The following is a 26,602-nucleotide window of genomic DNA, read 5'->3' on the forward strand; positions in this document are numbered from 1 at the left end:
TGAATGCGTTGCCCAGATAATGAGAATTCGGCTCGAAGCCGCCGCGTCCGCGACGCAACGGCGTCGCCATGTGCACGGGGGCGGAACCCGCCGTGTCGCAGGTTCCGCCCCCGTTTGCTCAACGCGGCGCGCGCTTACTGCTGGCTGGTCGTGCTGCGTGCCTGCATGTAGCGCTGGACGTCCGCGAACGACACGCGGCCGCTGCCGCCCGAGTCGATCTGCCGGAAGTGGTTCGCGACGTAGCCGAGGCCGGCCGCGCGGGCCTGTGCCTCGGTGATCGAACCCGTGTTCTGCGCGTCGGCCGCGCTGAACTGCCGCGCGAGCTTGCGCACCACCTGCGCATGCAGCGCGGCGCCGGTCGTCTGCGTGCCGGCGGTCGGCTTGCGGGCGGCCGGCGGCACGTACGGATCGCCGAGCTGCGCCTGGCGCGCGCGCGCCGGCGCGGCGGCGTCGCTCGCCTGCGCGAACGCGGATACGGATAGTGCGGCGCCGGCACAGGCAAGCGCCGCGGCAACGACGATGAAACGATTCTTCATATCAGGCTCCAGTCTGGAATGAGGTCGTCGACGGCAGGCGCGGCGCCACCGAAAGCGCTCGTCGCCTGCGTTGCGCATCGCATCAGTGCGCGGCCGTGTTGTAGAAGGTCACGAGGTCGGCTTTCTCCTGCGGACGCGACGTATCGTCGAGATAGACCATGTGTCCGCCCTGATAGTCCTTGATCGTCAGGTTCGGTTGCGTCCCGAGCCGCGCGAGGTCGAGCTCGGTCTGGTAGAACGGCGTCGCGATGTCGTGATACCCGTTCAGCGACAGCACCTTCAGCTGCGGATTCAGCGCGAGCGCCGCGGCGAGATCGGGAATCGTGTCGGGCATCGCGAGGCCGTCATGCGTCCAGTCCCACGTGTTGATCGCGTTGCTGCTCAACGAATACGCCGACTGCGCGGTGTACTTCAGCTCGTTCGGCAGGTACTTGCCGATCGTGTCGGTGAACGGCTGCGTGATGTACGTGCTCGACGGGTCGCCGTCGGCGGCCAGCGGGCTCGACACCGGCACGTTCACGCGCGCGTCGTAGCGGCCGATCAGCGTGCCCGGGAGCAGCGCCAGCTGGAAGCTGTTGTCGAAGAAGGTCGGCACCACGTTGAAGTCCGCATTCCACAGCGACTGCTTCACGCCGGTCGAATTCACCATCGTCGTGACGAGGGACGGCGGCGGCGGCGTATGGCTCGCCAGGTACGCGTTCACGGCGGGCGCGTAGCTGCCGGCCGTCAGCAGGCGCATCTGGTCCGCGTACTGCGGCAGGTTCGACGGGTTCGGATTGTCGAGCTGGTAGTACGCGCCGACGGTGCCGTACGACGGCACGAAGCCCGCGCAGCTCACCGGGCTCGATCCGTTGTTCGAGTTGCCGATGTAGTCGCTCGCCATGTCGCAGTTCGTGTTGTAGTTCAGGATCGACGACTGCAGCACGATGCCGTCGAGCTTCACGCCGGCCGTTTCGAGCAGGTTCGCGAGCACGTCGGTGCGCGGCGTGCCGTACGATTCGCCGAACAGGTATTTCGGCGAAGCGTTGCGCTGGTTCACGCTCAGGTAGCGCGTCACGAAATCGCGGAACGCGGCGCCGTCCTGGTCGACGCCCCAGAACGTCTGGTTCGTGTTCGGCGCGACCGCTTCGGAGAAGCCGGTGCCGATCGCGTCGACGAACACGAGATCGGTCGTGTCGAGCAGGCTTTCCTGGTTGTCGACGAACGGGAACGTCGACGTGTTCGCGTTCGGGTCGCCCGTCTGGATCCGCCGCGGGCCGAACGAGCCGAGATGCAGCCACACCGACGCCGAGCCGGGGCCGCCGTTGTACAGGAACGTGACGGGCCGCTTCGCCGCGGGCTGGTTGTCGGCCGTATAGGCGACGTAGAAGAACGACGCTTCGGGTGCGCCGGTCTGCGGATTGCGCGCGACGAGGTGGCCGGCCGTGGCCGTGTAGCGGATCGTCTTGCCGTTCAGCGTGATCTGGTGATGCGTGACGGCGGCCTTTTCGACCGCGGCGGAGGCGTCGAGCGACGCGTTCGCGCTCGACGAATAACGGTTCGGATCGTTGTACGCCCGGTCCACCTGACCGGGATCGGCTGAATTGTCGGCGCTCGCGGCGGCGGACGATGTCACGTCGTCGTTGCAGGCCGTCAGAATCAGCGAAGAAAACACCACCCCCAACAACAGCTTCGCTTTGCTCGCTGGCATCGTTGCTTTCCTTCTCTCGGATGTTTTTCGTGTCGAGCAGCCGGATAAGCCGCCCCCCGCCTCGATTGCGGCCGATAAGCCGAGGCGCCGGCCAATATACGCGAGCCCGTCAGCTTTGAAAAATTTTGAAATATTTGGCCGGCGAGCGGTGCGGTGCACACCTTTCAGGAATGCTTCGATTCGCGAAACGTTGCATTTCACGTGCCTTTCATCGACGTTTCGCGTTTATCCGGGACGACTAAAAATCGCCGAATTTCGTGCCATATCGACTAACAAAATCGAGCGGCGGCCGGCATTGATCAGCAAAACGAAATAGACGGATTCGTCTAAAGGATGTGGCCCGACATGCGCGCGACATGCATGCGCTGCAGCGCAGCAACGACCCGCGCGTGATGCCCGGACGGCGAAACGGTCGATGCAACGGCGCGAGCGCGCCGCTTACTCCGATTGCGGCAGTTCCGCCGCGCCCATCCGGCGGGCGATGACGGCCGCGCGCTGCGCCTGGTACGCCGAGCCGCGATGCGCGTCGAACCAGCGTGGCTTCGGCAGCATCACCGCGAGACGCGCCGACTGCCACGCGCCGAGCCTGCTCGCGGGAATCCTGTAGTAATAGCGGGCGGCCGCTTCGGCGCCGTACACGCCGCGCCCCCACTCGACCGAATTCAGGTAGATCTCGAAGATCCGCTCCTTGTCGAGCACGGTTTCGAGCATCCACGTGATGATCAGCTCCTGCCCCTTGCGGATGTAGCTCTTCTCGCGCGACAGGAACAGGTTGCGCGCGAGCTGCTGCGTGATCGTCGAGCCGCCCGCGACGATCCGGCCGCGCGCCTTGTTCTTCTCCCACGCCTGCAGGATCGCGTCGACGTCGTAGCCGTTGTTGGTCGCGAAGGTCGAATCTTCCGACGCGATCAGCGCGCGCTTCAGGTTGCGCGAGATCTGGTCGTACGGCACCCACTGGTGCTGGATCTGCGCGGGCGGCGTGGCGCGCGACAGCCACCACGCGTCGGTACGCATGAACGCGGTCGAGCCCGGGTTCACGAACGACCACAGCGCGATCTGCGCGAGATAGAACAGTTGCGTGGCGAGCCACGCACCCGCGAACACCGATCCCGCATAGACGATCCAGCGGGTCGGGCTCACCGTCCGCGTGTGCTGCGTGCCGCTCACTGCCGCCACGTGCCGCGCTCCGCTCAGCTCGCCGCGAGCGCCTGGCGCAGCGCCGCCAGCACCGGTGCGCCGTCCGGCCGCACGCCGCGCCAGATGAAGAACGATTCGGCCGCCTGCTCGACGAGCATCCCGAGCCCGTCGGCCGTGCGCGCGCCGAGCGACGCCGCATGCTGCATGAACACCGTCGGCTGCGCGCCGTACATCATGTCGTACGCGAGCGTGCCCGCGCCGAACGCAGCCGCGTCGCACTCGGGCAGCGCGGCATCGAGGCTGCCGGCCGTCGCGTTGATCACCACGTCGTACGGCGCCGCGCGCACGACGTCCGGGCCGCCGCCCGCGAGCGTGCAGCCCGCATCGTGCGCGGCCTGCATGAACTGGCCGACGAGCGCTTCGGCCTTGCTCGCGGTGCGGTTCACGATCGAGATCGACAGCGGCGCGCGGTCGAGCAGCGGCAGCACGACGCCGCGCGCCGCACCGCCCGCGCCGAGCAGCAGGATGCGTGCGCCTGCCAGCGACACGCCGAGATTCGTTTCGATGTCGCGCACGAGGCCCACGCCGTCGGTGTTGTCGCCGTGGATGCGGCCGTCGGCGTCGATGCGCAGCGTATTGACCGCACCCGCCGCCGCCGCGCGCGGCGACAGCGTGTCGGCCAGCGCATGCGCTTCGAGCTTGAACGGCACGGTCACGTTCGCGCCGCGGCCGCCTTCGGCAACGAACGCGCGCACCGCGGCGTCGAAACCGTCGAGCGGCGCGAGCCGGTGCGTATAGTCGACCGGCTCGCCCGTCTGCGCGGCGAACTGCGTGTGAATGAACGGCGACTTGCTGTGCGCCACCGGATTGCCGAACACCACGTAGCGGTCGGCGCCGCGCTTCGACACAACCGCGTTCATGATGCGCGCCCCGCTTCGTCGGCATTGCCGCTCGCGGCTTCGCCGCCTTCACCGTTCTCGCCGGCGGCCGTGCCGTCCGCTTCCGCCAGCGCTTCGGCCTCGGTTTCCGCCGACGCGTCTTCCGCGTCGACCAGCGTGTCGTCGCCGCCTTCGGCGTCATCCTCGTCGTCGGCCGCGTCGCCGCTCGTCACGGTCGGCGCGTCGAGCACGTTCAGCAGCCGCACCGACGCCTCGATCGTCAGCTCGTCGAGCGACATCACGTCGAGCAGCACGCGCGTGCCGCGCGCATGCACGCCGAGCCCCGGCACGTGCAGCAGCAGCGGAATTTCCTCGAGGCGCACGAGATCGCCCTTCACGACGCTCGCGACGACCTGCTTCTTCTGCTCCTGCGCGAGCCAGCGCAGGCACCAGAAATATTCCATCCGGCGCTGGTAGTCGGCATAGGCCGTATACGTATCGTCGAAACCCTGCACAACCGCGTACAGATCGGCGTCCTTCGGCTTGAACGGCGCGGCGAGCTTCGCAGTGACGCCGTGCTGCACGCACGCGAGTAGTTGCCACTGGTTCACGAGGTCGACATAGCGGCGCAGCGGCGACGTGCTCCACGCATACTGCGCGACGCCGAGCCCTTCGTGCGGCGCGGCCGTCGTCTGCATCCGCGTGCGCTTCGGGCCCGGTGCGCCGAAGCCGCGCTGCGAGCGGTAGATGCCCGGCACCGTGTGGTCGTGCAGGAACGCGCCCCAGGTCGAGTTCGCGAGGATCGCGAGCTCCGACACGATCAGGTCGAGCGGCGACCCGCGGCGGCGCGGCGTGATCGACACGTGCTCGCCTTCGACGTAGAAGTTGTAGTCGGTGTTGCGCTGCACCTCGCGCTTCAGGCCGTAGCCCGCGCGCGCGACCTGGCGCTTCTCGAACAGCGCCTGCGCGAGCGGCCACAGCACGGCGATGTCGTCCTTGTGCGGATAGTCGCCGGTGCCGGCCGCGAGCGTCTCTTCGGTGACGAGTTCGTCGAGGTGGTTGTGCCGCAGGTTGTTCTTCACGAACACGAGCTCGGCGCGCGTTTCGTTCGCGACGATTTCCTGCGTTTCGCGGTTGACGATGATGTACAGCGACAGCGCCGGGCGGTAATCGCCCTCTTTCAGCGTGAACACGTCGACGACGTCGTCCGGCAGCATCGTGATCTTGTCGCCCGGCATGTAGACCGTCGACAGGCGCGCACGCGCGATCGCATCGACCGCGTCGCCGCGCACGATGCCGAGCGCCGGCGCCGCGATGTGCACGCCGATCCTCACGCGGCCGTCGGACAGGTGCTCGACCGAGAACGCGTCGTCGATTTCGGTCGTCGTGACGTCGTCGATCGAGAATGCCTCGACGTCCGCGCGCGGCAGATCGTCCGGCAGCGGGCCGACGGTGACGGCCGGAAAGCCGGTGCCGTGCGGGAAGAACTCCGCGAGAAAGCGCGCCTCGTGCAGTGCGCGCGGCGACGCGATGCCGCCGCAGTCGAGCATCAGCCGCGCCGGCGATACGCCGCGCGCACCGGCCGCCGCTTCCATCGCCTTGTATTCGATCGAGTTCTTGTCGGGTCGCGTCAGCAGCCCGAGCACCTTGCCCGCGAACGCGTCCGGCAGCCTGCCGGCCTTCAGTTCCTCTTCATACTGCACCTGCACCAGCGCCTGCTGGCGCTTGCGCTCGAGCGACGCGAGCGCCATCTTGAGCTGCTCTTCCGGCGCACGCTGATACTGGCCGCGCCCCTTGCGGCGGAAGTAGACGGGCGAGCCGTGCAGGCGCAGCACGAGCGCCGCGCGTTCGACCGGGCCGTACGTCGCGCCGAAGTATTCCGCGGCCAGCGACGTATACGCGAACTCGTCGGCCGGCGCGCATTCCCACAGGAAATCCAGATCGATCTGCTGCGCGGCCGTGTCGGCCTCCTGCATCAGTTCGCTGGCGGCCGGCTTGTCGAACTCGATCAGCACGTCTTTCGCGCGCACCTTGGCCCGCCGCCCGCCGGGCAACTCGACCTGAAACGCGTCGCCCTGGCGCGACAGCACGCTGCCCGCCTTGAAACTGCCCGATTCCTCGAAGAAAACGTTCACTCAGTACTCTCGTTCAGACTGCCGGACGCCGCGTCGGCGGCGCCGCATGATGATGGGAATTCAATCGGCACGTGGCCGGTTCAGGACGTCTTGGCGTCGCAAAACGCGAGAACGTCGTCGACATAGTCGGCAAATTCGCTGATCCCGTGATCGCTGCCTTCGATCACGCGCGTCTTCGCGCCCGGGTAATGCGCGAGCATCTCGCGGTAATCGAGCACTTCGTCGCCGGTCGCCGCGAATAGATAGTAGCGTTCGGCGCGCGTGATCGCCGGCACGCGCAGCGCATCGAGTTCATGCAGATGGCGGCGCTCGACGACGATCGTGCCGCCGCCGTGGTACAGCGGCTGTTCGCCCAGATGCTGCTCGAGATCGCGCTGCGGCACGATGGCCGGATTCAGCAGCACGGCCTTCCAGCCGTGCTTCTCGGCCAGCCACGTCGCGTAATAGCCGCCGAGCGAGCTGCCGATGACGGTCACGTCGCGCGCGCCGGCCACCTCGGCTTCCGCGACCGCGATCGCCTCGAGCGGCGACACCGACAGCGACGGGCACCGCCACTCGTCGGAGCGGCCGAGCTCGGCCATGCGCGCGGCGAGCTGGCGCGACTTCTGCGAGGCCGGCGACGACCGGAAGCCGTGCAGATACAGAATCACGTGCGACTCCCGAGCGCATCGAGCAGCTTCTGGTGCACGCCGCCGAAGCCTCCGTTGCTCATCACGAGCACGTGGTCGCCCGGGCGCGCGGCGGCGACGACGGATTTCACGAGCAGGTGCAGATCGTCGAATGCGTGCGCTTTCTCGCCCAGCGGCGCGAGCGCGTCGGCCAGATTCCAGCCGAGCGCGTCGCGCCCGGTCGGTGCGCCGTAGCCGAACACGAGATCCGCATCGGCGAGGCTCGCCGGCAATTGCGACTTCATCACGCCGAGCTTCATCGTGTTCGAACGCGGCTCGAGCACCGCGAGGATGCGGGCATGCTCGCGGCCGATGCGCGCACGAAGGCCGGCGATCGTGGTTTCGATCGCGGTCGGATGGTGCGCGAAGTCGTCGTAGACGGTCACGCCGTCGATACTGCCTCGCACTTCCATGCGCCGCTTCACGTTGCGGAACGACGCGAGGGATGCGGCCGCCTGCGCGGGCGGCACGCCCACATGACGCGCGGCCGCGATCGCCGCGAGCGCGTTCATCCGGTTGTGGTCGCCCTGCACCTGCCACGCGACTTCACCGACGCGCTCGGCGTGCGAATACACCGCGAAGCGCTCGTCGACCGGCACGCCGTCCTCGGCCGGCAGCGCCTGCCAGCCGCCGTCGACGCCGAAGCGCTCGACCTCGCTCCAGCAGCCGCGCGCCAGCACGCGCTCGAGCGCGTCCGAGCGGCCGTTCGTGACGATCCGGCCGACCCTGGGCACCGTGCGCACGAGATGGTGGAATTGCGTCTCGATCGCGGCGAGATCCGGGAAGATGTCGGCGTGATCGAATTCGAGGTTGTTCAGCACCGCGGTGCGCGGCCGATAGTGGACGAACTTCGAGCGCTTGTCGAAGAACGCCGTGTCGTACTCGTCGGCCTCGATCACGAAGAAGCTCGAATCGGTGAGTCGCGCCGACACGCCGAAGTTCAGCGGCACGCCGCCGATCAGGAAGCCCGGGTTCAGGCCGGCATCCTCCAGCAGCCACGCGAGCATCGACGACGTGGTCGTCTTGCCGTGCGTGCCCGCGACCGCGAGTACCCATTTGCCGGCGAGCACGTGCTCGCCGAGCCACTGCGGGCCGGACACGTAAGGCAGGCCGCGATCGAGGATCGCTTCCATCAGCGGATTGCCGCGCGTGACGACGTTGCCGATCACGAACAGGTCCGGTTTCAGGTCGATCTGCTCGGCACCGTAGCCTTCGATCAGCGTGATGCCCTGCGCCTCGAGCTGCGTGCTCATCGGCGGATAGACGCCCGCGTCGCAGCCCGTCACCGTGTGGCCCGCCTCGCGCGCGAGTACGGCGAGACCGCCCATGAAGGTGCCGCAGATGCCAAGAATGTGGATGTGCATAGATGAATGCTTTCGCGCCGCCGGGCGCCGTCGATTCGGAAAGGGTGCGTGCGCGGCGCGCCGGACGGGCCGTGCGGCCGGCGCCCGGTCAACGGCTTTTGCCGCGACACAAAGGTCACTATTGTAACTGACGGCCTGCCGTGCCCGGCGGCCCGAACGCAGCGCGGACGGCGCCGGCACGCCGGGCGGCGGCCCGCCGCACCCCCGCTCTGGCGCTACGGCGATCGAGTATGATTGCTGGATCATGTCTCGCAAAACCCTTCTCGACCCGCGGCGCGTCCGCGAGGAAATCGCCCAGTCCGCCGCGCGCCTGATCGCGGAGGACGGCCTCGACTACGCCGGCGCGAAACGCAAGGCCGCGCGCCAGTTGCTGGGCGATACGCGCGTTGCCGGCGAATGGCTGCCGGATAACGACCAGATCGAGGAAGAACTGCGCGAGTACCTCGCGCTGTTCCAGAGCGACACGCAGCCGGACGAACTGCGCCGCCTGCGCGAAGTCGCGCTCGACTGGATGCGCCGGCTCGCCGAGTTCCATCCTTATGTGACGGGTGCGGTGCTGAACGGCACCGCGAACGCGCATTCGGATATCCATTTGCAGGCATTCACCGACAACCCGAAGGACGTCGCGATCTACCTGCTGAACCAGAACGTCCAGTACGACGTCTCCGAGACGCGGCACTTCGCGGGCCGCGCCGACGTCGAGACGCTCAGTTTCCTGTGGCGCCCGCGGCGCGACGTGGACGCGATCGGCATCCACCTCGCGCTCTATGCGAGCGACGACCTGCGCGGCGCGGTCAAGGCCGACGCGCGCGGCCGGGTCGCGCGCGCGGACGCCGCCGCGCTGCGCGCGCTCGTCGAAGCAGGCAAGGCCCCTTCCGAACCGGAATGATTCAACGATGATGATGAAACGCATGTTGGCGCTCGCGGTCGTCGCGGCCGCCGCCGTTGCCGGCGGGCTCGCCGCCGGCCATTGGTTCCGCGGCACCGCCGATGACGGCGTCGCCGTCGCCGCGCCCACCGCCCAGGGCAGCCCGGTCGACCAGCTGTGGGCCGCGTCGCTGACTGGCACCGACGGCAAGCCGGCCACGCTGTCCGCCTTCAAGGGCCAGAAGGTCGTCGTCAATTTCTGGGCGTCGTGGTGCGGCCCGTGCGTCGAGGAGATGCCGGAGCTCGTCGCGCTGTCGCATCAGTACAGGCAGAAGGGCATCCGTTTCGTCGGGATCGGCGTCGATTCCGAGCAGAACGTGAAGAACTTTCTGCAGAAGGTGAAGGTCGACTATCCGGTTTTCGTCAGCGGATATGCGGGCGCCGATCTGGCCCGCAATTTCGGAAATACCGCCGGCGCGCTGCCGTTTACGGTCGTCATCGACGCAAGCGGCAAGATTCGCGAGACAAAATTGGGACAAATCCAACCGGCCGAGCTGAAAAAGACGCTCGACGCGCTGTAAGCCGCGCGAACGGCGGCCCGCACGTTGTCAGTGGTTTGCCCGTTGATCGCCGCAATTTCGCGTGAATTCGCCGATACTTTGCGCGCGCACCGGTAATTCTTGCAGGTCCGGCGCGCCCGGCCGTTCGGCGAAACTAGACAAATTTCTCTAAATAGCGCTAAAGTTCGCGCAATTCCGCAGAAATAGAAGCGACCATGACACGATTGCTGGTGCTGCACGGCCCCAACCTGAACCTTCTCGGCACCCGGGAACCGGAGGTGTACGGCCGCGTCACGCTCGCCCAGATCGATCAGGCGCTTGCCGCGCGCGCCCGGGAAGCCGGCGCCGAACTGTCGTCGTTCCAGAGCAATCATGAAGGTGCGCTGGTCGACCGCATCCAGGCCGCGCGGGAGGAACAGACCGATTTCATCCTGATCAATCCGGCCGCGTACACGCACACGAGCGTCGCGATCCGGGACGCGATCGCCGGCGTTGGCATCCCGTTCGTCGAGGTTCACTTGTCGAACGTGCATCGCCGCGAAGCGTTCAGGCACCACTCCTACTTTTCCGACCAGGCCGAAGGCGTGATCTGCGGGCTCGGCTGGAAAGGTTATCTGTACGCGCTCGAGTACGCGCTGGACAAGCTGCAAGGCACGTCGCGCGGCTGATTTCGCGATCTAGATTCAGCGCCGGCCGCTAACCGGCGCTTTCACGTATTGAAAGGGGAATTCCCGATGGATCTTCGTAAGCTGAAAACTCTGATCGACCTCGTTTCCGAATCCGGCATCTCCGAGCTGGAAGTGACGGAAGGCGAAGGCAAGGTGCGCATCGTCAAGAACGCGCCGCCGGTCTACGTGCAGCCGACGGCTGGGTATGCCCCGCAAGTCAGCGCGCCCGCTCCGTCGGCGCCGCTGCCGACCGACGGCGCCGCCGCGCCGGTCGCAGGCGCCGCTGCCGCGCCGGCCGCCCCGCAGGGCCACGTCGTGACGTCGCCGATGGTCGGCACGTTCTATCGCGCGCCGTCGCCGGGCGCGGACCCGTTCGTCCAGGTGGGCGACTCGGTCAAGGAAGGCCAGACGATCTGCATCATCGAAGCGATGAAGCTGCTCAACGAGATCGAGTCGGACAAGGCCGGCGTGATCAAGGAAATCCTCGTCGAGAACGGCCAGGCCGTCGAATACGGCCAGCCGCTTTTCGTGATCGGCTAAGCCCGCCGCGCGGCCTGCGTGCCGCGCGCCGCCGATGCTCGCCAGGCGCCGTTCGCGCGCCCCTCGAAGAGACGAATACTCGCTATGTTTGAAAAAATCCTCATTGCCAACCGCGGTGAAATCGCGCTGCGCATCCAGCGCGCGTGCCGCGAACTCGGCGTCAAGACGGTGGTCGTCTACTCGGAAGCCGACAAGGAAGCCAAGTACGTGCGCCTCGCGGACGAAGCCGTCTGTATCGGCCCGGCCCCGTCGAACCTGAGCTACCTGAACATGCCGGCGCTGATCAGCGCCGCGGAAGTCACCGACGCCGAGGCGATCCACCCCGGCTACGGCTTCCTGTCCGAGAACGCCGATTTCGCGGAACGCGTCGAGCAGTCGGGCTTCACGTTCATCGGCCCGCGCCCGGAAACGATCCGCATGATGGGTGACAAGGTCACCGCGAAGCAGACGATGATCAAGACCGGCGTGCCGTGCGTGCCGGGCTCGGAAGGCGCATTGCCGGACGATCCGAAAGAAATCGTCAAGATTGCGCGCGCGATCGGCTATCCGGTCATCATCAAGGCGGCGGGCGGCGGTGGCGGGCGCGGGATGCGCGTCGTGCACACCGAGGCCGCGCTCGTCAACGCGGTCAACATGACCCGCGAGGAAGCCGGCCGTGCGTTCGGCAACCCGCAGGTGTACATGGAGAAGTTCCTCGAGAACCCGCGCCACATCGAGATCCAGGTGCTGTCCGACGCGTTCAAGAACGCGATCTGGCTCGGCGAGCGCGATTGCTCGATGCAGCGCCGCCACCAGAAGGTGATCGAGGAAGCGCCGGCGCCCGGCATTCCGCGCCGCCTGATCGACCGCATCGGCGACCGCTGCGCGGACGCATGCAAGAAGATGGGCTATCTCGGCGCGGGCACGTTCGAATTCCTGTACGAAAACGGCGAGTTCTACTTCATCGAGATGAACACGCGCGTGCAGGTCGAGCACCCGGTATCGGAGCTGATCACGGGCGTCGACATCGTGCAGGAACAGATCCGCATCGCGGCCGGCGAAAAGCTCACGCTGCGCCAGCGCGACATCCAGTTCCGCGGCCATGCGATCGAATGCCGGATCAACGCCGAAGATCCGTTCAAGTTCACGCCGTCGCCGGGTCGGATCACGTCGTGGCATACGCCGGGCGGCCCCGGCGTGCGCGTCGATTCGCACGCCTACAATGGCTATTTCGTGCCGCCGAACTATGATTCGATGATCGGCAAGCTGATCACCTACGGCGCGACGCGCGAGCAGGCGATCAGCCGGATGCGCATCGCGCTGTCGGAAATGGTCGTCGAAGGCATCCAGACCAACATCCCGCTGCACCGCGAGCTGATGATCGATTCGAAGTTCGTCGAAGGCGGCACCAGCATCCACTACCTCGAAAACCGGCTCGCCCAGAAGCAGCAGGTCGCACCGGAAGAAGCGTAAGCATGAGCTATCGCGAACTCGTCGTCGAACTGGCCCGTGAGCATGCGGAGGCGCTGTCCGACGCGCTGCTCGAACTCGGCGCGCTGTCGGTGTCGGTCGAAGACGCCGACGCCGACACGCCCGACGAACAGCCGCTCTTCGGCGAGCCGGGCCTCGTGCCCGATCGCACCGCGTGGCAGCACTCGCGCGTGGTCGCGCTGCTCGCGGCCGATCACGAGCCGGCCGTGCTGCTCGCGGCCGCCGCGAACGAAATCGGCGTCGCCACGACGCCGACGTTCACCGTGCGCGAAGTCGAGGAACAGGACTGGGTGCGGCTCACGCAATCGCAGTTCGAGCCGATCCCGATCGGCGAGCGGATCTGGGTCGTGCCGTCGTGGCACGATGCACCCGATCCCGACGCGCTCGTCCTCGAACTCGATCCCGGCCTCGCATTCGGCACCGGCAGCCACCCCACGACGCGCCTGTGCATGGAATGGCTCGAGCAGTCGGTGAAGCCCGGCCAGTCGGTGCTCGATTACGGCTGCGGCTCGGGCATTCTCGCGATCCTCGCGAAGAAATGCGGGGCGAACCCCGTGATCGGGATCGACATCGATCCGCAGGCCGTCGAATCGGCGCGCCAGAACAGCGAGCGCAACCGCGCGGAAGTCACGTACGGTTTGCCCGATGCGTGCCCGGACGGCGAATTCGACATCGTCGTCGCGAACATCCTGTCGAATCCGCTGAAGCTGATGGCGTCGATGCTCGCATCGAAGGTCAAGCCGGGCGGGCGCATCGCGCTGTCAGGCGTGCTCGCGCGCCAGGCGGACGAAGTCGCGGCCGTCTACGCGCGCTACGTCGACATCTCGGTCTGGCGTGAACACGAAGGTTGGGTATGCCTTGCCGGAACCCGGCGCGAAAGCCTTTAGAATAGCGCTGTCCTTCACTCTGGCCAGCAGGCCGCCCGGCTCGACATGCTTCTTGCGACGCGCTGCCCTCATTGCGAAACCGTCTTCCGGCTGCAGCAGGAACAGCTCTCGCTGCATCAGGGGCTCGTGCGCTGCGGGCACTGCCACGAAGTCTTCAACGCAGCCGAGTCGCTCGTTTCCGGGCACGCGCAGCAGTCCGAGCCGGCCCTGACCGAGCCGGCTGCCGCGCCGGACGACGACAACGCTCTCCATCAGGCCGCGCCTGCCCGGCTGTTCGCCACCGAGGCGCCGGTCGGGTCGCGTTCCAACGCCGATTACAAGCCCGAAGGCTGGGACATGTGGGCGCCGTGGCTCGACGCCGGCGTCGATCCGTCGCTGCAGCACAGCGTCGAGACCGTGCGCACCGGGCCGCTGGTGCCGCTCGCCCTTCCGTCGACGGCGGCCGGCGTCGTTCACCTGTCCGGCACGTCCGCACCGTTCGCGTCCTCGCCGGCCGAGCTGGACGCGTCCGCCGCCATCGCGCAACCAGACGAATCGACGCAAACGCAGACGCACACGCCGCAGGACAACGAACCATCGGCCGCAACCGTCGAGCGCGACCCGCGTGAACCCCGCTTCGTCGCCCACCTGCCGTCGGATGCCGATACCGGTCGCGACGCCGCCGAACCCGTCGGCTCTGCGCACTTCACCGTGCCCGAAGACGAACGCGCGCCGCGCGAACCGCGTTTCGCGTTCGCACCGGCGCCGGCCATTGCCGAAGCTGAAGCCGAAGCCGGCCCCGTCACCGCCACCATCCGGCACGACGAAACGCTGGCCGCGGCCGCCAGTGCACCGCCTGCCGCTCCGTTCCCCGCAGCGCTGACCGACGACGATCGTCCGCACTTCGCCGTCACGCGCGAGACGCGCGCGCCGCAGCGGCGCGGCATGCTCGGCGGCTTTTTGGGCGGTGTCGTCGCCGGCGTGCTGGCCGTGCTGCTCGTCGCGCAACTCGCGTGGTGGCAGCGCGAAACGCTGATGATCCACTGGCCCGTCACGCAGGGCTGGTTCCGCCAGGCCTGCGCACCGCTCGGCTGCACGGTCGCGCCGCCGCGCGCGATCGACGGCCTGCGGCTCGACGCGACCGACCTGCGCCAGCTCGACGGCCCGCGCGAACTCGAACTGAAGGTGCCGCTGACGAACCGCTACCGCGTCGCACTCGCGTATCCGTCGCTCGAGCTGACGCTGCTCGACGACACCAATCACGTGACCGTGCGCCGCGTCCTCGCGCCGCGCGACTACGTGCGCCCGGGCACGCCGATCGACGCCGGGCTGCCGCCCGGCACGACGCAGACGATGGTCGTCCGTGTCGACACGAACGGCACGCCCGCCTCGAATTTCCGCGTCCAGATTTTCTATCCGTGACGCGCCGCGGCGCGCACATGCGCGCCCGTCTCAACCCGCGCGCCCGAGCGGCGCGCTATTTCGGAGCACGAACATGAGCAAAGTTACGCTGGGTGGCAACCCGATCGATCTCGCAGGCACGTTCCCGGCCGTCGGCACGCAAGGCGCCGATTTCAAGCTGGTCGGCAAGGACCTCGCCGACCTGTCGCTCGCCAGCTTCGCCGGCAAGCGCAAGGTGCTGAACATCGTCCCGAGCCTCGACACGCCGACCTGCGCGACGTCGACCCGCAAGTTCAACGAAGCCGCGTCGTCGCTCGACAACACGGTCGTCGTCGTCGTGTCCGCCGACCTGCCGTTCGCCGCCACGCGCTTCTGCACGACCGAAGGGCTCGAGAACGTCGTGACGGCTTCGACGTTCCGCACCGGCCGCGCGTTCGCTAACGCATACGGCGTCGACATCACGAGCGGCCCGCTGAACGGCCTGACCGCCCGCGCCGTCGTCGTGCTCGACGCGCAGGACAAGGTGATCCACGCGGAACTCGTCGGCGAAATCAAGGACGAGCCGAACTACGATGCAGCGCTCGCCGCACTGAAGTAAGCTTTCTTTCGCTTTACCCTGCCGCGCCGCGCCTTTCGCGCGGCGCTGTCGCGCAGGGTCCCTCATTTCTACAGGAACGCACACCTTGGCTACGTTGATCTGCGGTTCGATCGCCTACGACTCCATCATGACCTTCGAAGGGCGGTTCCGCGAGCACATCCTGCCCGACCAGGTGCACCTCATCAACCTGAGCTTCCTCGTGCCGACGATGCGCCGCGAATTCGGCGGCTGCGCGGGCAACATCGCGTACGCGCTGCACCTGCTCGGCGGCGATGCGCGCATGATGGGGACGGTGGGCGCGCTCGACGCGCAGCCGTATCTCGACCGGCTCGACCAGCTGGGCCTGCGCCGCGACCACGTCCGCGTGCTGCCCGATACGTACACCGCGCAGGCGATGATCACGACCGATCTCGACAACAACCAGATCGCGGCGTTCCACCCGGGCGCGATGATGCAGTCGCACCTGAACCACGCGGGCGACGCGCCGGACATCAAGCTCGCGATCGTCGGCCCGGACGGCTTCGACGGGATGGTGCAGCACGTGGAGGAACTCGCCCGGGCCGGCGTGCCGTTCGTGTTCGATCCGGGCCAGGGCCTGCCGCTGTTCGACGGTGCGACGCTGCGCCGCAGCATTGAACTTGCGACCTACGTAGCGGTCAACGACTACGAGGCCAAGCTGGTGAGCGACAAGACGGGATGGTCCGAAGATGAAATCGCCAGCCGGGTCGACGCCCTCGTCATCACGCGTGGCGAGCACGGCGCGACCATCCGCCACAAGCAGGGTTCGGAGCAGATTCCTGTCGTGGCGGCCGAACGTATCGCCGATCCGACGGGCTGCGGCGATGCGTTCCGCGGTGGTCTGCTGTACGGCATCGAGCATGGCCTCGACTGGGCAACCACCGGCCGCCTAGCGAGCCTGATGGGCTCGATCAAGATCGCCCACCAGGGGCCCCAGACTTACGTACTGACGCGCGCCGAAATCGACGCGCGCTTCGAGACTGCATTCGGTTACAGTCTCAAATGAATATTGTGGGAGAGCAAAGATGTTGACGAAAAAGACCCTCACGCTCGCGGCCATGCTGGCGGCCTCGCTGACACTCACCGGCTGCTTCACCGCACCCGGCTCGGCGGACGTCTATAGCGTCGGCCAGGCGCAGCGCGAACAGACGGTCCGCATGGGTACGGTCGAAAGCGTCCGCGCGGTGCGCATCCAGTCGGACGGCGGCGGCAGCGCGATCGGCACGCTCGGCGGCGGCGCACTCGGCGCGGTGGCGGGCAGCGCGATCGGCGGCGGCAAGGGCTCGATCCTGACCGCGATCGCAGGCGGTCTCGTGGGCGCGGTCGCGGGCAACGCGGTCGGCGAAAACCTCAGCACGGCGAACGGTGTCGAAATCACCGTGCGTCTCGACAACGGCGATCTGCGCTCGATCACGCAGGCAGCCAGCGGCGAAGCGTTCCGCGCCGGCGAGCGGGTACGCCTGCTGTCGAGCGGCGGCGTCACGCGCGTCACGCACTAAAACGGGTACCTCAGCACGCGGCGCAAGCCGCGGTCGAACGCATGTGCGAAGCCGCACATGCGTTTTTTTTCGTCCATACTCGCCGCTCCCGGCATACGGGCAGCCGGCATACGGGCACCCGGCGTACGGGCACCTGGCGCATCATCGAAAAAGGCGGACGAAAAAAATCCCGCCACCTGAGCCAGATGGCGGGACTGATTGAGTAGCGCTACTCAACCCACGGACACCGCGTGAGTGTCCGGGTGGTGGTCAGCCGCGATTACGGACGGCTGCCAGTCGGGAACGGCCATGCCGCTGCCGGGTTGAGCGCGGTCTTCACGCCCGATGCCGGCGCAACCGATGCGGTCGACGCGGTCGTTGCCGGTGCAGCCTTCTTCACGACGGCCTTCTTCGGAGCAGCAGCCTTCTTCGCCGGAGCGGCAGCCTTCTTCGCAGCAGGCGCAGCGGCCTTCTTCGCAGGCGCAGCCTTCTTAGCGGCAGCCTTCTTCGCAGGCGCAGCCTTCTTCGCAGCAGCCTTCTTCGCCGGCGCAGCCTTCTTGGCAGCAGCCTTCTTCGCCGGTGCGGCCTTCTTCGCAGCAACCTTCTTCACTGCGACTTTCTTGGCTGCAACCTTCTTCGCTGCGGCCTTCTTCGCCGGTGCTGCCTTCTTCGCGGCAACCTTCTTCACCGCGACTTTCTTCGCAGCAACCTTCTTGGCTGCAACCTTCTTCGTTGCGACCTTCTTTGCAGCAACCTTCTTCGCTGCGGCCTTCTTGGCCGGCGCTGCCTTCTTCGCGGCAACCTTCTTCACCGCGACCTTCTTCGCAGCAACCTTCTTCACTGCAGCCTTCTTCGCCGGAGCAGCAGCCTTCTTCGCAACGGTTTTCTTTGCAGCGACCTTCTTAGCAGCCGGTTTTTTCTTGGCGGTAGCCATGTTGTTCTCCTTCAGGTTCAGATGAGAGTCAGTTCAAACTACACCCTTCGTCAAAACCCGCTTCCCGCGGACGCTGTTCAGGACGTGCGCTTCGAAGCGGGCTATTCATCGGCGTACGCAGATACCACGCGCTTACGCTAATGAATACGGTATGGCGCGCGTGACCACCCGGCCTCGCGCGCCAAATCAAGTCGGTAGCCGGCGCACCTCGCGCCGCTACCCCTAATCGCTTGATCAAGCGGACCGCCACGCGGCCGTCCGCTTTTTCCGGAGGGAAGTTTGCCCATCCCACTGAAGGGTTCGCAAAGTGCCTGTCGTGTCGTTGGGCCGTTAAGGCACCGGGCATGCTTTGCATCAGGCGTTCTTGCTCCTAAACCTTGGGCCGGGGCCGAGAGGCCGCCGGCTGCTCCATCATGTGACGGGTTCGCTGCTGCGGGTTATTCCCAGGACAGCGCGCCGCCCGTCTGATACTCGATCACACGCGTCTCGAAGAAGTTGCGTTCCTTCTTCAGGTCGATCATCTCGCTCATCCACGGGAACGGGTTTTCCTCGTTCGGATACAGCGGGTCAAGGCCGATCTGCTGGCAACGGCGGTTGCTGATGAAGCGCAGATAGCTCTTGAACATCGACGCGTTCAAACCCAGCACGCCGCGCGGCATCGTGTCCTCGGCGTAGCGGTATTCGAGTTCGACAGCCTGCTTGAACAGCTCGCGGATCTCGGCACGGAATTCGGCGGTCCAGAGATGCGGATTCTCGAGCTTGATCTGGTTGATCAGGTCGATGCCGAAGTTGCAGTGCATCGACTCGTCGCGCAGGATGTACTGATATTGCTCTGCAGCACCCGTCATCTTGTTCTGGCGGCCGAGCGCGAGGATCTGCGTGAACCCGACATAGAAGAACAGGCCTTCCATGATGCAGGCGAACACGATCAGCGACTTCAGCAGCTTCTGATCCGCTTCGAGCGTGCCGGTCTTGAAGGCCGGATCCGTCAGCGTGTGGATGAACGGGATCAGGAATTCGTCCTTCGCGCGGATCGACGCGACCTCGTGGTACGCGTTGAAGATCTCGCCTTCATCGAGGCCGAGCGATTCGACGATGTACTGGTATGCGTGCGTGTGGATCGCCTCTTCGAACGCCTGGCGCAGCAGGAACTGCCGGCACTCGGGCGCCGTGATGTGGCGGTACGTGCCGAGCACGATGTTGTTCGCGGCGAGCGAATCGGCCGTCACGAAGAAGCCGAGGTTGCGCTTCACGATGCGGCGCTCGTCCTCGGTCAGACCGTTCGGGTCCTTCCACAGTGCGATGTCGCGGGACATGTTGATTTCCTGCGGCATCCAGTGGTTCGCGCAACCGGCCAGATACTTTTCCCACGCCCACTTGTACTTGAACGGCACCAGCTGATTGACGTCAGTCTGGCCGTTGATGATGCGCTTGTCGGCGACATTGACCCGCGCTTCCGTACCGCCGGCGGGAACAGCCGATGCTTGCGGGGGCACCGCAAGATCGCCTTCGAAAATGTCGCGGACCTGATGGGCGGCAGGCGTTGCAGCCTGCAGTCCGACAGCCATTCCTGCGGAGGTGCGCATCGCGTTTTGCTGCGCTCCGCTCGCGGGAGTTACGGCAGTCTTCTCGTCATCCCAGTTGAGCATAAATTCTCACCATCAATTTAGAACGGTTTGTACCATCTTTTCCTGAGCGATAAAAGGGTTCGCTCACGAAAAATCCTTTTTTCGATTCGCGTTGCGACCTCGATACAACACTTTGAGCAACGCATCGTCGTTCGTGCAGCGCGCGATGCGAGTCGCGCGTGTATCGCGAGGTGCGCTCGACGCATCGAACGCTGATCGAAACGCGACGTCGTCGGGGATGTTTCGATCGCTTGTCACTGCCTGCAACGCAGGTGCCGCGTTACAGATTCCTTATCATTTTTTTAGTTGAGAGCGGCGCACACTTCAACCTCGATCGGTCGTCGTGCGCGCCGCGCCGACCTGCTTCTCAGGTCAGCCGCACTGCGTTACTGGCACGCTTCGCACTCGTCGAAGCCCGGATCGCCCGGACGCATCGTGCACACCGGACCATCCGCCTCGACCGGCGCGAGTGCCGGCGCTGCGTTGACCGCGCCCGACGACGCATCGCCGCCCGCCGCACCGAAGCCGCCAGCCGCGCCTTGCGCGCCGCCGCTGCCCGAACCGCCGCCCGTCGGCACGGCGTTCAGCGCGCCGTGTGCGACCGTCGACTTCTCGACGTGCGTCGCCGCCATCGTGCGGAGGTAGTAGGTCGTCTTCAGGCCGCGCAGCCACGCGAGCTTGTAGACCTCGTCGAGCTTCTTGCCCGACGCGCCGCCCATGTAGATGTTCAGCGACTGCGCCTGGTCGATCCACTTCTGGCGACGCGATGCCGCTTCGACCAGCCACGTCGGGTCGACCTCGAACGCGGTCGCGTAGATCGCGCGCAGGTCGGCCGGGATGCGGTCGATGCGCGACAGCATGCCGTCGAAGTACTTCAGGTCGGCGACCATCACTTCGTCCCACAGGCCGCGCTCCTTCAGGTCGCGCACCAGGTACTCGTTCACCACCGTGAATTCGCCCGACAGGTTCGACTTCACGTACAGGTTCTGGAAGGTCGGCTCGATACACGCCGACACGCCGATGATGTTCGAGATCGTCGCCGTCGGCGCGATCGCGACGCAGTTCGAGTTGCGCATGCCGTGCGCGGCGATCCGCGAACGCAGCGACGTCCAGTCGAGCGATTCGGACGTGTCGACTTCGACATAGCCGCCGCGCGCTTCCGTCAGCAGCTTCAGCGTGTCCTGCGGGAGGATGCCGCGATCCCACAGCGAGCCGCGGTAGCTCGAGTAGCGGCCGCGCTCTTCGGCCAGCTCGGTCGACGCGTAGTACGCGTAGTAGCAGACCGCTTCCATCGAACGGTCGGCGAACTCGACCGCCTCTTGCGACGCGTACGGCGTGCGCAGCAGGTGCAGGCAGTCCTGGAAGCCCATGATGCCCATGCCGACCGGGCGGTGCTTCAGGTTCGAGTTACGCGCCTTCGGCACCGCGTAGTAGTTGATGTCGATCACGTTGTCGAGCATGCGCATCGCGACGCTGATCGTACGCTTGAGCTTGTCGTGGTCGAGCGCGTAGCTGCCGTCGGCCTGCTTCACCAGGTGGGCGACGAGGTTCACCGAGCCGAGGTTGCACACCGCGATTTCGGTGTCGCTCGTGTTCAGCGTGATTTCCGTGCACAGGTTCGACGAATGGACGACGCCGACGTGCTGCTGCGGCGAGCGCACGTTGCACGGATCCTTGAACGTGATCCACGGGTGGCCCGTCTCGAACAGCATGCCGAGCATCTTGCGCCAGAGCTGCTGCGCCGGGATCTTCTTGAACAGCTTGATCTCGCCGCGCGCGACCTTGTCTTCGTAAGCCGTGTAAGCCTTCTCGAAGTCCGCGCCGAACTTGTCGTGCAGGTCCGGGCAGGTCGACGGCGAGAACAGCGTCCAGTCGGCGCCTTCCATCACGCGCTTCATGAACAGGTCGGGAATCCAGTTCGCCGTGTTCATGTCGTGCGTCCGGCGGCGATCGTCACCGGTGTTCTTGCGCAGCTCGAGGAACTCCTCGATGTCGAGGTGCCACGATTCGAGGTACGCGCAGACCGCGCCCTTGCGCTTGCCGCCCTGGTTCACCGCGACGGCCGTGTCGTTCACGACCTTCAGGAACGGAACCACGCCTTGCGACTTGCCGTTCGTGCCCTTGATATGCGAGCCGAGTGCGCGCACGCGCGTCCAGTCGTTGCCGAGGCCGCCCGCGAACTTCGACAGCAGCGCGTTTTCCTTCAGCGCTTCATAGATGCCGTCGAGATCGTCGGCGACCGTCGTCAGGTAGCACGACGACAGCTGCGAGCGGTGCGTGCCCGAGTTGAACAGCGTCGGCGTCGAGCTCATGAAGTCGAAGCTCGACAGCACGTTGTAGAACTCGATCGCGCGCGTTTCGCGGTCGATCTCGTTCAGCGACAGGCCCATTGCGACGCGCATGAAGAATGCCTGCGGCATTTCGATGCGGGTGCCGTCGACGTGCAGGAAGTAGCGGTCGTACAGCGTCTGCAGGCCGAGGTAGCCGAACTGCAGGTCGCGGTTCGCGTCGAGCGCTTCGCCGAGACGCTTCAGGTCGAACTGCAGCAGCTTGTCGTCGAGCAGGCCGGCGTCGACGCCGCGCTTCAGGAACTGCGGGAAGTATTCCGCGTAGCGGGTCGACATCTCGGCCTGGACGACTTCCTCGCCGAGGATCTCGCGACGGATCGTGTGCAGCAGGATGCGGGCCGTGACCTGGCTGTAGGCCGGGTCCTTTTCGATCATCGTGCGCGCAGCCAGGATCGCCGAGTCGTAGACCTGGCTCATCGGCACGCCGTCGTACAGGTTCTTCACCGTTTCCGCGACGATCGGGTCAGGGTTAACCGCAGCGCCGAGGCCGTCGCACGCCGACACGATCAGTGCGCGCAGCGCGTTCAGGTCGAGCGGACGCGTGACGCCGTTGTCGACGACGTTGATGCCGGTGCTCGCGTCGCCGCCCGCTGCCGCGGCTTCCTCGCCCGCATGCTGACGCTCGAGGTGACGCTTCTCGCGATACAGCACGTACGCACGCGCGACGTTGTGCTCGCCGCCGCGCATCAGCGCGAGTTCGACCTGGTCCTGGATGTCTTCGATATGGAACGTACCGCCGTTCGGGCGGCTGCGCACGAGCGCGCGCACGACGTTGTGCGTCAGCTGTTCGACCTGCTCGCGTACGCGCGCCGATGCCGCGCCCTGCCCGCCGTTGACGGCCAGGAAAGCCTTGGTCACCGCGATCGCGATCTTCGAGGGTTCGAACGACACCACGCTGCCGTTGCGGCGGATCACCTTGTAGTCGGCGAACGTGGCCTGCGGCGCGAGCGCCTTCGCGCCCTGTTCGGTCCCGCCGAGCGGACGGCTCGAGGCGCTCTCGTACTGGGACGTCGCGTTGTCGGTGGTTTGCATGTGCAAAGCTCCTGGTGTTGGATGGTGCGGAGAGAACCGCGGATTAAAACGAACGCTGCGCAACGCGGTGCGCGAGCGGTAAGAGGCGAGCGATGCGCCGGGGAAGCCGGTTCGGTCGATGCGCGACAACCGATCCGGTCGTGTGCTTCGTCATGTATACCCTGCCCCGTCGATGTTCGCTGCGCTGATCGCGACGTCCGGACCGCCCGGCCTGACACGTCGCCCTGAGAACCCTGTCCGCCGGCGTTGGCCGCCGGCCGGCGCCGCTCGGGTTTCCCCTGCGACACACACTATATCTAGTACAGAACCGCTCAACTGGCACCAAGTATAGTGGACATTCGGACGAGGTCAAAACGGATAATTTGAGACGAAGGTCTTGACATCGCTCGCGCGCAGACACGGCAAGGCATTGGTCGGAGAAAAAAATTTCTCCGGTCAAAAAACCCCGCGATCAGTGCTGACGGAAAGGAAAGTATTCGGCGGAAAAACCGGCATCGCTCGCGAAGCGTTGCCAATCGAAATGCGGGCCCGGGTCGGTCTTGCGGCCCGGTGCGACGTCCGAGTGTCCCGCGAATGCGTCGACCGGATAGCGGGCGACGAGCGCGCGGGAGAGCGCGGCGAGCGTCGCGTACTGCGCCGCCTCGAACGGCACGTCGTCCGCGCCTTCGAGCTCGACGCCGATCGAGAAGTCGTTGCAGCGCGGCCGGCCGAAGAACTCGGACGAGCCCGCATGCCACGCGCGCTCGTCGCACGACACGAACTGCACGAGCTCGCCGCTGCGGCGGATCAGGAAGTGCGCGGACACGCGTACGCCGCGCAGGTGGCTCTGGTAATAGGGGTGCGCATCGCAGTCGAGGCGATTGAGGAACAGCGCCTCGATCGCGTCGCCGCCGAACTCGCCGGGCGGCAGGCTGATGTTGTGGACCACCACGAGCGTCGGCACCGCGCCCGCGGGCCGCACCTCGAAGTTCGGCGACGGCGCATGGCGCGCTTCGCGCACCCAGCCGTTCGCGTCGACCGACAGCGGCGCCGCGTCGCTCATCGCGCGTCGCGACCGCTCGTACGCGCGGCGTGGCGCTGCGCGTGCTCGGCGCTGCAGAAGTAGTCGCCGCCCGCGGCGACGGCGTCGCCCTTCGGCGCATGCACGCCGCATTCGGCACAGCGCACCATCGGCTCGGGCAGCGAGCGCGTGCCGCCGTTCGGGCGCGCGGCGCCCGCGCTACCGGCGCCGGGCATGCCGTCGTCACCCGGGCCGCGGCCGGTGCGCGCCTGCGCGTGCTCCTGGGCCTGGCGCAGCTTGCGCGCGATCCACGAACCCGCGAAGAAAAGAAGAATCAGGAGAAGAATCTGTCGCATCGGAAACCTGCGGTCAAACCACGGAACGGTGCAGCAGCACCTCGAAAACGAACCGGCTGCCGACATACGCGAGCAGCAGCGCGGCGAACGACACGAGCACCCAGCGCGCCGCACCGCGGCCACGCCAGCCCGACGTCTTGCGAGCGACCAGCAGGCCGCCGAACATCAGCCACGACAGGATCGCGAAGACGGTCTTGTGGTCGAGCCGCAGCGCGCGCGCGTCGACCTGCTCGCTGAACAGGATGCCCGACGCGAGCGTCAGCGTGAGCAGCACGAAGCCGGCGCCGATCAGGCGGAACAGCAGCTTCTCGAGCGTGAGCAGCGGCGGCAGCGTTTCGAGCCAGCTCGCGATCCAGCCCGTCGAGCCTTCGCGCCCACCGCTTCTCAGCGACTGCAGCCGCCGCTCGACCATCAGCATCAGGACCGCGTGCAGCGCGGCGATCGCGAACAGGCCGTACGCGATGTTCGCGATCAGGAAGTGCAGCTTGAACAGCGGCGCTGCGGCATAAGGAAGCACCCGCACGCCGCCGAACACGAGCGGCAGCAGCGACGCGCCGCAGGCGAGCGGCAGCACCAGCAGGCGCAGGCTGTCGAGCGGGAAGAAGAAGCTCTCGATCCAGTAGATGCCGGCGCCGAGCCAGAACATCGCGGACAGCGCGAACGCGAAGCCGAACACCATCGCGTCGTTCGGGAAAATCGTCATGTGGAGCAGCACGCCGTGCGCGACGAGCGCGGCAAACAGCAGCGCGCGGCCGGCCCCGCTCATCCCGGACGCGGCGGACGCGGGAACCGGCACGGCCGGCACGCTCGCGACGAGCGGCGTCGCGCCCTGGCGGTGCGTGCGCCAGCCTGCAACGGCGAGGCCGCCGTACAGGAATGCGGTGAGGGCATACAGTACAATATCCATGTTCGAAGTTTACACTAGGCCCCCTTCCCGCGACGGCTCCCTTTATTCGGTTCCGCCGCGCCTTCGGGCCCCACTGTCCATCGCTCCCCATGCTCGACAATCTCACTCAACGGATGGCGCGCGTCGTCAAGACGCTGCGCGGCGAGGCCCGGCTCACCGAGGCGAACACGCAGGAGATGCTCCGCGAGGTGCGTCTCGCGCTGCTGGAAGCCGACGTGTCGCTGCCGGTCGTTCGCGAATTCATCGCCAAGGTCAAGGAAAAGGCGCTCGGCGAAGAAGTGATCAGCAGCCTGTCGCCGGGCCAGGCGCTCGTCGGCGTGGTCCAGAAGGAACTGACCGCCGTGATCGGCGGCGACTACGAGGGCAAGGCCGCCGAGCTGAACCTCGCGGTCACGCCGCCCGCCGTGATCCTGATGGCCGGCCTGCAGGGCGCCGGCAAGACCACGACCGTCGGCAAGCTCGCGAAGCTGCTGCGCGAGAAGCACAAGAAGAAGGTGCTGACCGTGTCGTGCGACGTGTATCGCCCGGCCGCGATCATGCAGCTGAAAACGGTGAGCGAACAGGTCGGCGCCGACTTCTTCCCGTCCACGCCGGACCAGAAGCCCGTCGACATCGCGGTCGCGGCCGTCGACTGGGCGAAGCGCCACTACCATGACGTGCTGATCGTCGACACGGCCGGCCGCCTCGGCATCGACGAGGCGATGATGCAGGAAATCGCCGCGCTGCACGGCACGCTGAAGCCGGCCGAAACGCTGTTCGTCGTCGACGCGATGCTCGGCCAGGACGCGGTCAACACCGCGAAGGCGTTCAACGACACGCTGCCGCTCACCGGCGTCGTGCTGACCAAGCTCGACGGCGATTCGCGCGGCGGCGCCGCGCTGTCGGTGCGTCACGTCACGGGCAAGCCGATCAAGTTCGTCGGCGTCGCCGAGAAGCTCGACGGCCTCGAGGTGTTTCACCCCGACCGGATGGCGAACCGGATCCTCGGCATGGGCGACATCCTCGCGCTCGTCGAGGAGGCCCAGCGCGGCGTCGACGTGCAGGCCGCGCAGAAGCTCGCCGACAAGGTCAAGAAGGGCGGCGATTTCGACCTGAACGATTTCCGCGCGCAGATCTCCCAGATGAAGAACATGGGCGGCCTGTCGTCGCTGATGGACAAGCTGCCCGCGCAGTTCCAGCAGGCGGCGGCCGGCGCCGACATGGGCCAGGCCGAGAAGTCGATCCGCCGGATGGAAGGCATCATCAGCTCGATGACGCCCGCCGAGCGCGCGAAACCCGAAATCATCAAGGCGACGCGCAAGCGCCGCATTGCAGCCGGCGCGGGCGTGCCGGTGCAGGAAGTCAACCGGATGCTGAACCAGTACGACCAGATGCGTACGATGATGAAGAAGCTGAAGGGCGGCAACATGCAGAAGATGATGCGCGGCCTGAAGGGCATGATGCCCGGCATGCGCTGATTCCGCCCGTCGGCCGGCGCGCGGGTTTTTGCTGTAGCGCGCGCCCGCCGTTCTGCTTCATTCTTA

General features: G+C 66.6%; 25 protein-coding genes. 11 read left to right on the forward strand and 14 right to left on the reverse strand.

The genetic code is table 11. The annotated features are described in order from the left end of the window. Positions 1 to 134 precede the first annotated feature (134 nt). From HWX08_RS12460 to mpl, 7 genes are all read right to left on the reverse strand, one after another. Positions 135 to 536 (reverse strand): EF-hand domain-containing protein, encoded by a 402-nt coding sequence (locus HWX08_RS12460; protein WP_069255726.1) that lies wholly within the window; start codon positions 534 to 536, stop codon positions 135 to 137. 82 nt (positions 537 to 618) lie between these two features. Then, positions 619 to 2,226 carry a S10 family peptidase gene (locus tag HWX08_RS12465; RefSeq protein ID WP_069255725.1) on the reverse strand — a complete coding sequence of 536 codons (1,608 nt, stop codon included), beginning with the start codon at positions 2,224 to 2,226 and terminating at the stop codon, positions 619 to 621. A gap of 438 nt (positions 2,227 to 2,664) precedes the next feature. Next, positions 2,665 to 3,402 (reverse strand): monofunctional biosynthetic peptidoglycan transglycosylase, encoded by a 738-nt coding sequence (mtgA, locus tag HWX08_RS12470; protein ID WP_107310114.1) that lies wholly within the window; start codon positions 3,400 to 3,402, stop codon positions 2,665 to 2,667. 14 nt (positions 3,403 to 3,416) lie between these two features. After that, a complete protein-coding gene (gene aroE / locus HWX08_RS12475; protein ID WP_174921811.1) occupies positions 3,417 to 4,283 on the reverse strand; it encodes a shikimate dehydrogenase in 867 nt (288 codons plus the stop codon). Then, entirely contained in the window at positions 4,280 to 6,376 is a 2,097-nt protein-coding gene (locus HWX08_RS12480) for a ribonuclease catalytic domain-containing protein (RefSeq protein WP_069255722.1), read from the reverse strand. Before HWX08_RS12480 ends, aroE begins: the two co-directional genes overlap by 4 nt. A gap of 80 nt (positions 6,377 to 6,456) precedes the next feature. Continuing rightward, a complete protein-coding gene (locus HWX08_RS12485; RefSeq protein ID WP_069255721.1) occupies positions 6,457 to 7,026 on the reverse strand; it encodes a YqiA/YcfP family alpha/beta fold hydrolase in 570 nt (189 codons plus the stop codon). Beyond that, entirely contained in the window at positions 7,023 to 8,408 is a 1,386-nt protein-coding gene (mpl, locus tag HWX08_RS12490; protein ID WP_174921812.1) for a UDP-N-acetylmuramate:L-alanyl-gamma-D-glutamyl-meso-diaminopimelate ligase, read from the reverse strand. The genes HWX08_RS12485 and mpl overlap by 4 nt, the downstream gene beginning before the upstream one ends. A 244-nt stretch (positions 8,409 to 8,652) precedes the next feature. Here mpl and HWX08_RS12495 point away from each other — a divergent pair, with 244 nt between their 5' ends. The 10 genes from HWX08_RS12495 to HWX08_RS12540 all read left to right on the forward strand — a co-directional run bounded on the left by HWX08_RS12495 (position 8,653) and on the right by HWX08_RS12540 (position 16,895). Next, on the forward strand, positions 8,653 to 9,297 hold the full coding sequence (locus tag HWX08_RS12495; protein ID WP_043191369.1) for a hypothetical protein: 645 nt from the start codon (positions 8,653 to 8,655) through the stop codon (positions 9,295 to 9,297). Between the two features lie 7 nt (positions 9,298 to 9,304). Then, positions 9,305 to 9,856, forward strand: a complete 552-nt coding sequence (locus HWX08_RS12500; protein ID WP_069255719.1) for a TlpA family protein disulfide reductase — start codon at positions 9,305 to 9,307, stop codon at positions 9,854 to 9,856. 194 nt (positions 9,857 to 10,050) lie between these two features. Then, positions 10,051 to 10,503, forward strand: a complete 453-nt coding sequence (gene aroQ / locus HWX08_RS12505) for a type II 3-dehydroquinate dehydratase (RefSeq protein ID WP_011350880.1) — start codon at positions 10,051 to 10,053, stop codon at positions 10,501 to 10,503. Between the two features lie 66 nt (positions 10,504 to 10,569). Further along, the gene (accB, locus tag HWX08_RS12510; RefSeq protein ID WP_069255718.1) at positions 10,570 to 11,043 is read left to right on the forward strand and encodes an acetyl-CoA carboxylase biotin carboxyl carrier protein; all 474 of its coding nucleotides are present in this window, start codon (positions 10,570 to 10,572) and stop codon (positions 11,041 to 11,043) included. Between the two features lie 84 nt (positions 11,044 to 11,127). After that, on the forward strand, positions 11,128 to 12,495 hold the full coding sequence (gene accC, locus HWX08_RS12515; RefSeq protein ID WP_069255717.1) for an acetyl-CoA carboxylase biotin carboxylase subunit: 1,368 nt from the start codon (positions 11,128 to 11,130) through the stop codon (positions 12,493 to 12,495). Positions 12,496 to 12,497: 2 nt separating this feature from the next. After that, on the forward strand, positions 12,498 to 13,400 hold the full coding sequence (gene prmA, locus HWX08_RS12520; protein WP_069255716.1) for a 50S ribosomal protein L11 methyltransferase: 903 nt from the start codon (positions 12,498 to 12,500) through the stop codon (positions 13,398 to 13,400). 45 nt (positions 13,401 to 13,445) lie between these two features. Further along, a complete protein-coding gene (locus tag HWX08_RS12525) occupies positions 13,446 to 14,801 on the forward strand; it encodes a zinc-ribbon and DUF3426 domain-containing protein (protein ID WP_174921813.1) in 1,356 nt (451 codons plus the stop codon). A 73-nt stretch (positions 14,802 to 14,874) separates the two neighbouring features. Further along, entirely contained in the window at positions 14,875 to 15,378 is a 504-nt protein-coding gene (gene tpx / locus HWX08_RS12530; protein WP_069255714.1) for a thiol peroxidase, read from the forward strand. A gap of 85 nt (positions 15,379 to 15,463) precedes the next feature. Further along, the gene (locus HWX08_RS12535; protein WP_069255713.1) at positions 15,464 to 16,402 is read left to right on the forward strand and encodes a carbohydrate kinase family protein; all 939 of its coding nucleotides are present in this window, start codon (positions 15,464 to 15,466) and stop codon (positions 16,400 to 16,402) included. A gap of 19 nt (positions 16,403 to 16,421) precedes the next feature. Beyond that, positions 16,422 to 16,895 carry an outer membrane lipoprotein gene (locus HWX08_RS12540; protein ID WP_069255712.1) on the forward strand — a complete coding sequence of 158 codons (474 nt, stop codon included), beginning with the start codon at positions 16,422 to 16,424 and terminating at the stop codon, positions 16,893 to 16,895. Between the two features lie 259 nt (positions 16,896 to 17,154). Here HWX08_RS12540 and HWX08_RS12545 read toward each other — a convergent pair whose 3' ends face one another. The 7 genes from HWX08_RS12545 to HWX08_RS12575 all read right to left on the reverse strand — a co-directional run bounded on the left by HWX08_RS12545 (position 17,155) and on the right by HWX08_RS12575 (position 25,079). Continuing rightward, a complete protein-coding gene (locus tag HWX08_RS12545; RefSeq protein WP_076605861.1) occupies positions 17,155 to 17,808 on the reverse strand; it encodes a histone H1-like DNA-binding protein in 654 nt (217 codons plus the stop codon). A 28-nt stretch (positions 17,809 to 17,836) separates the two neighbouring features. Next, a complete protein-coding gene (locus tag HWX08_RS12550; RefSeq protein WP_107310104.1) occupies positions 17,837 to 18,163 on the reverse strand; it encodes a hypothetical protein in 327 nt (108 codons plus the stop codon). An 82-nt stretch (positions 18,164 to 18,245) separates the two neighbouring features. Continuing rightward, a complete protein-coding gene (locus HWX08_RS12555) occupies positions 18,246 to 19,457 on the reverse strand; it encodes a ribonucleotide-diphosphate reductase subunit beta (RefSeq protein ID WP_069255710.1) in 1,212 nt (403 codons plus the stop codon). Positions 19,458 to 19,822: 365 nt separating this feature from the next. Next, positions 19,823 to 22,816 carry a ribonucleoside-diphosphate reductase subunit alpha gene (locus HWX08_RS12560; RefSeq protein ID WP_069255709.1) on the reverse strand — a complete coding sequence of 998 codons (2,994 nt, stop codon included), beginning with the start codon at positions 22,814 to 22,816 and terminating at the stop codon, positions 19,823 to 19,825. A 451-nt stretch (positions 22,817 to 23,267) separates the two neighbouring features. Further along, on the reverse strand, positions 23,268 to 23,858 hold the full coding sequence (gene ampD / locus HWX08_RS12565; RefSeq protein ID WP_174921814.1) for a 1,6-anhydro-N-acetylmuramyl-L-alanine amidase AmpD: 591 nt from the start codon (positions 23,856 to 23,858) through the stop codon (positions 23,268 to 23,270). Continuing rightward, positions 23,855 to 24,172, reverse strand: coding sequence for a PP0621 family protein (locus HWX08_RS12570; protein WP_069255707.1), 318 nt, complete (start codon positions 24,170 to 24,172; stop codon positions 23,855 to 23,857). The genes ampD and HWX08_RS12570 overlap by 4 nt, the downstream gene beginning before the upstream one ends. A 13-nt stretch (positions 24,173 to 24,185) precedes the next feature. After that, positions 24,186 to 25,079 carry a cytochrome C assembly family protein gene (locus HWX08_RS12575; protein WP_069255706.1) on the reverse strand — a complete coding sequence of 298 codons (894 nt, stop codon included), beginning with the start codon at positions 25,077 to 25,079 and terminating at the stop codon, positions 24,186 to 24,188. Positions 25,080 to 25,168: 89 nt separating this feature from the next. Here HWX08_RS12575 and ffh point away from each other — a divergent pair, with 89 nt between their 5' ends. Next, entirely contained in the window at positions 25,169 to 26,536 is a 1,368-nt protein-coding gene (ffh, locus tag HWX08_RS12580) for a signal recognition particle protein (protein ID WP_069255705.1), read from the forward strand. Positions 26,537 to 26,602 lie beyond the last annotated feature (66 nt).

The organism is Burkholderia metallica (genome assembly GCF_902832845.1).
Classification (GTDB): Bacteria; Pseudomonadota; Gammaproteobacteria; order Burkholderiales; family Burkholderiaceae; genus Burkholderia; species Burkholderia metallica.

Coding starts and splice junctions, on each gene's coding strand:
- HWX08_RS12460 (WP_069255726.1), bottom strand. CDS start 536: ATGAAGAATCGTTTCATCGTCGTTGCCGCGGCGCTTGCCTGTGCCGGC.
- HWX08_RS12465 (WP_069255725.1), bottom strand. CDS start 2,226: ATGCCAGCGAGCAAAGCGAAGCTGTTGTTGGGGGTGGTGTTTTCTTCG.
- aroE (WP_174921811.1), bottom strand. CDS start 4,283: ATGAACGCGGTTGTGTCGAAGCGCGGCGCCGACCGCTACGTGGTGTTC.
- mpl (WP_174921812.1), bottom strand. CDS start 8,408: ATGCACATCCACATTCTTGGCATCTGCGGCACCTTCATGGGCGGTCTC.
- HWX08_RS12495 (WP_043191369.1), top strand. CDS start 8,653: ATGTCTCGCAAAACCCTTCTCGACCCGCGGCGCGTCCGCGAGGAAATC.
- HWX08_RS12500 (WP_069255719.1), top strand. CDS start 9,305: ATGATGATGAAACGCATGTTGGCGCTCGCGGTCGTCGCGGCCGCCGCC.
- aroQ (WP_011350880.1), top strand. CDS start 10,051: ATGACACGATTGCTGGTGCTGCACGGCCCCAACCTGAACCTTCTCGGC.
- accB (WP_069255718.1), top strand. CDS start 10,570: ATGGATCTTCGTAAGCTGAAAACTCTGATCGACCTCGTTTCCGAATCC.
- accC (WP_069255717.1), top strand. CDS start 11,128: ATGTTTGAAAAAATCCTCATTGCCAACCGCGGTGAAATCGCGCTGCGC.
- prmA (WP_069255716.1), top strand. CDS start 12,498: ATGAGCTATCGCGAACTCGTCGTCGAACTGGCCCGTGAGCATGCGGAG.
- HWX08_RS12525 (WP_174921813.1), top strand. CDS start 13,446: ATGCTTCTTGCGACGCGCTGCCCTCATTGCGAAACCGTCTTCCGGCTG.
- tpx (WP_069255714.1), top strand. CDS start 14,875: ATGAGCAAAGTTACGCTGGGTGGCAACCCGATCGATCTCGCAGGCACG.
- HWX08_RS12540 (WP_069255712.1), top strand. CDS start 16,422: ATGTTGACGAAAAAGACCCTCACGCTCGCGGCCATGCTGGCGGCCTCG.
- HWX08_RS12545 (WP_076605861.1), bottom strand. CDS start 17,808: ATGGCTACCGCCAAGAAAAAACCGGCTGCTAAGAAGGTCGCTGCAAAG.
- HWX08_RS12550 (WP_107310104.1), bottom strand. CDS start 18,163: ATGCAAAGCATGCCCGGTGCCTTAACGGCCCAACGACACGACAGGCAC.
- HWX08_RS12555 (WP_069255710.1), bottom strand. CDS start 19,457: ATGCTCAACTGGGATGACGAGAAGACTGCCGTAACTCCCGCGAGCGGA.
- HWX08_RS12560 (WP_069255709.1), bottom strand. CDS start 22,816: ATGCAAACCACCGACAACGCGACGTCCCAGTACGAGAGCGCCTCGAGC.
- ampD (WP_174921814.1), bottom strand. CDS start 23,858: ATGAGCGACGCGGCGCCGCTGTCGGTCGACGCGAACGGCTGGGTGCGC.
- HWX08_RS12570 (WP_069255707.1), bottom strand. CDS start 24,172: ATGCGACAGATTCTTCTCCTGATTCTTCTTTTCTTCGCGGGTTCGTGG.
- HWX08_RS12575 (WP_069255706.1), bottom strand. CDS start 25,079: ATGGATATTGTACTGTATGCCCTCACCGCATTCCTGTACGGCGGCCTC.
- ffh (WP_069255705.1), top strand. CDS start 25,169: ATGCTCGACAATCTCACTCAACGGATGGCGCGCGTCGTCAAGACGCTG.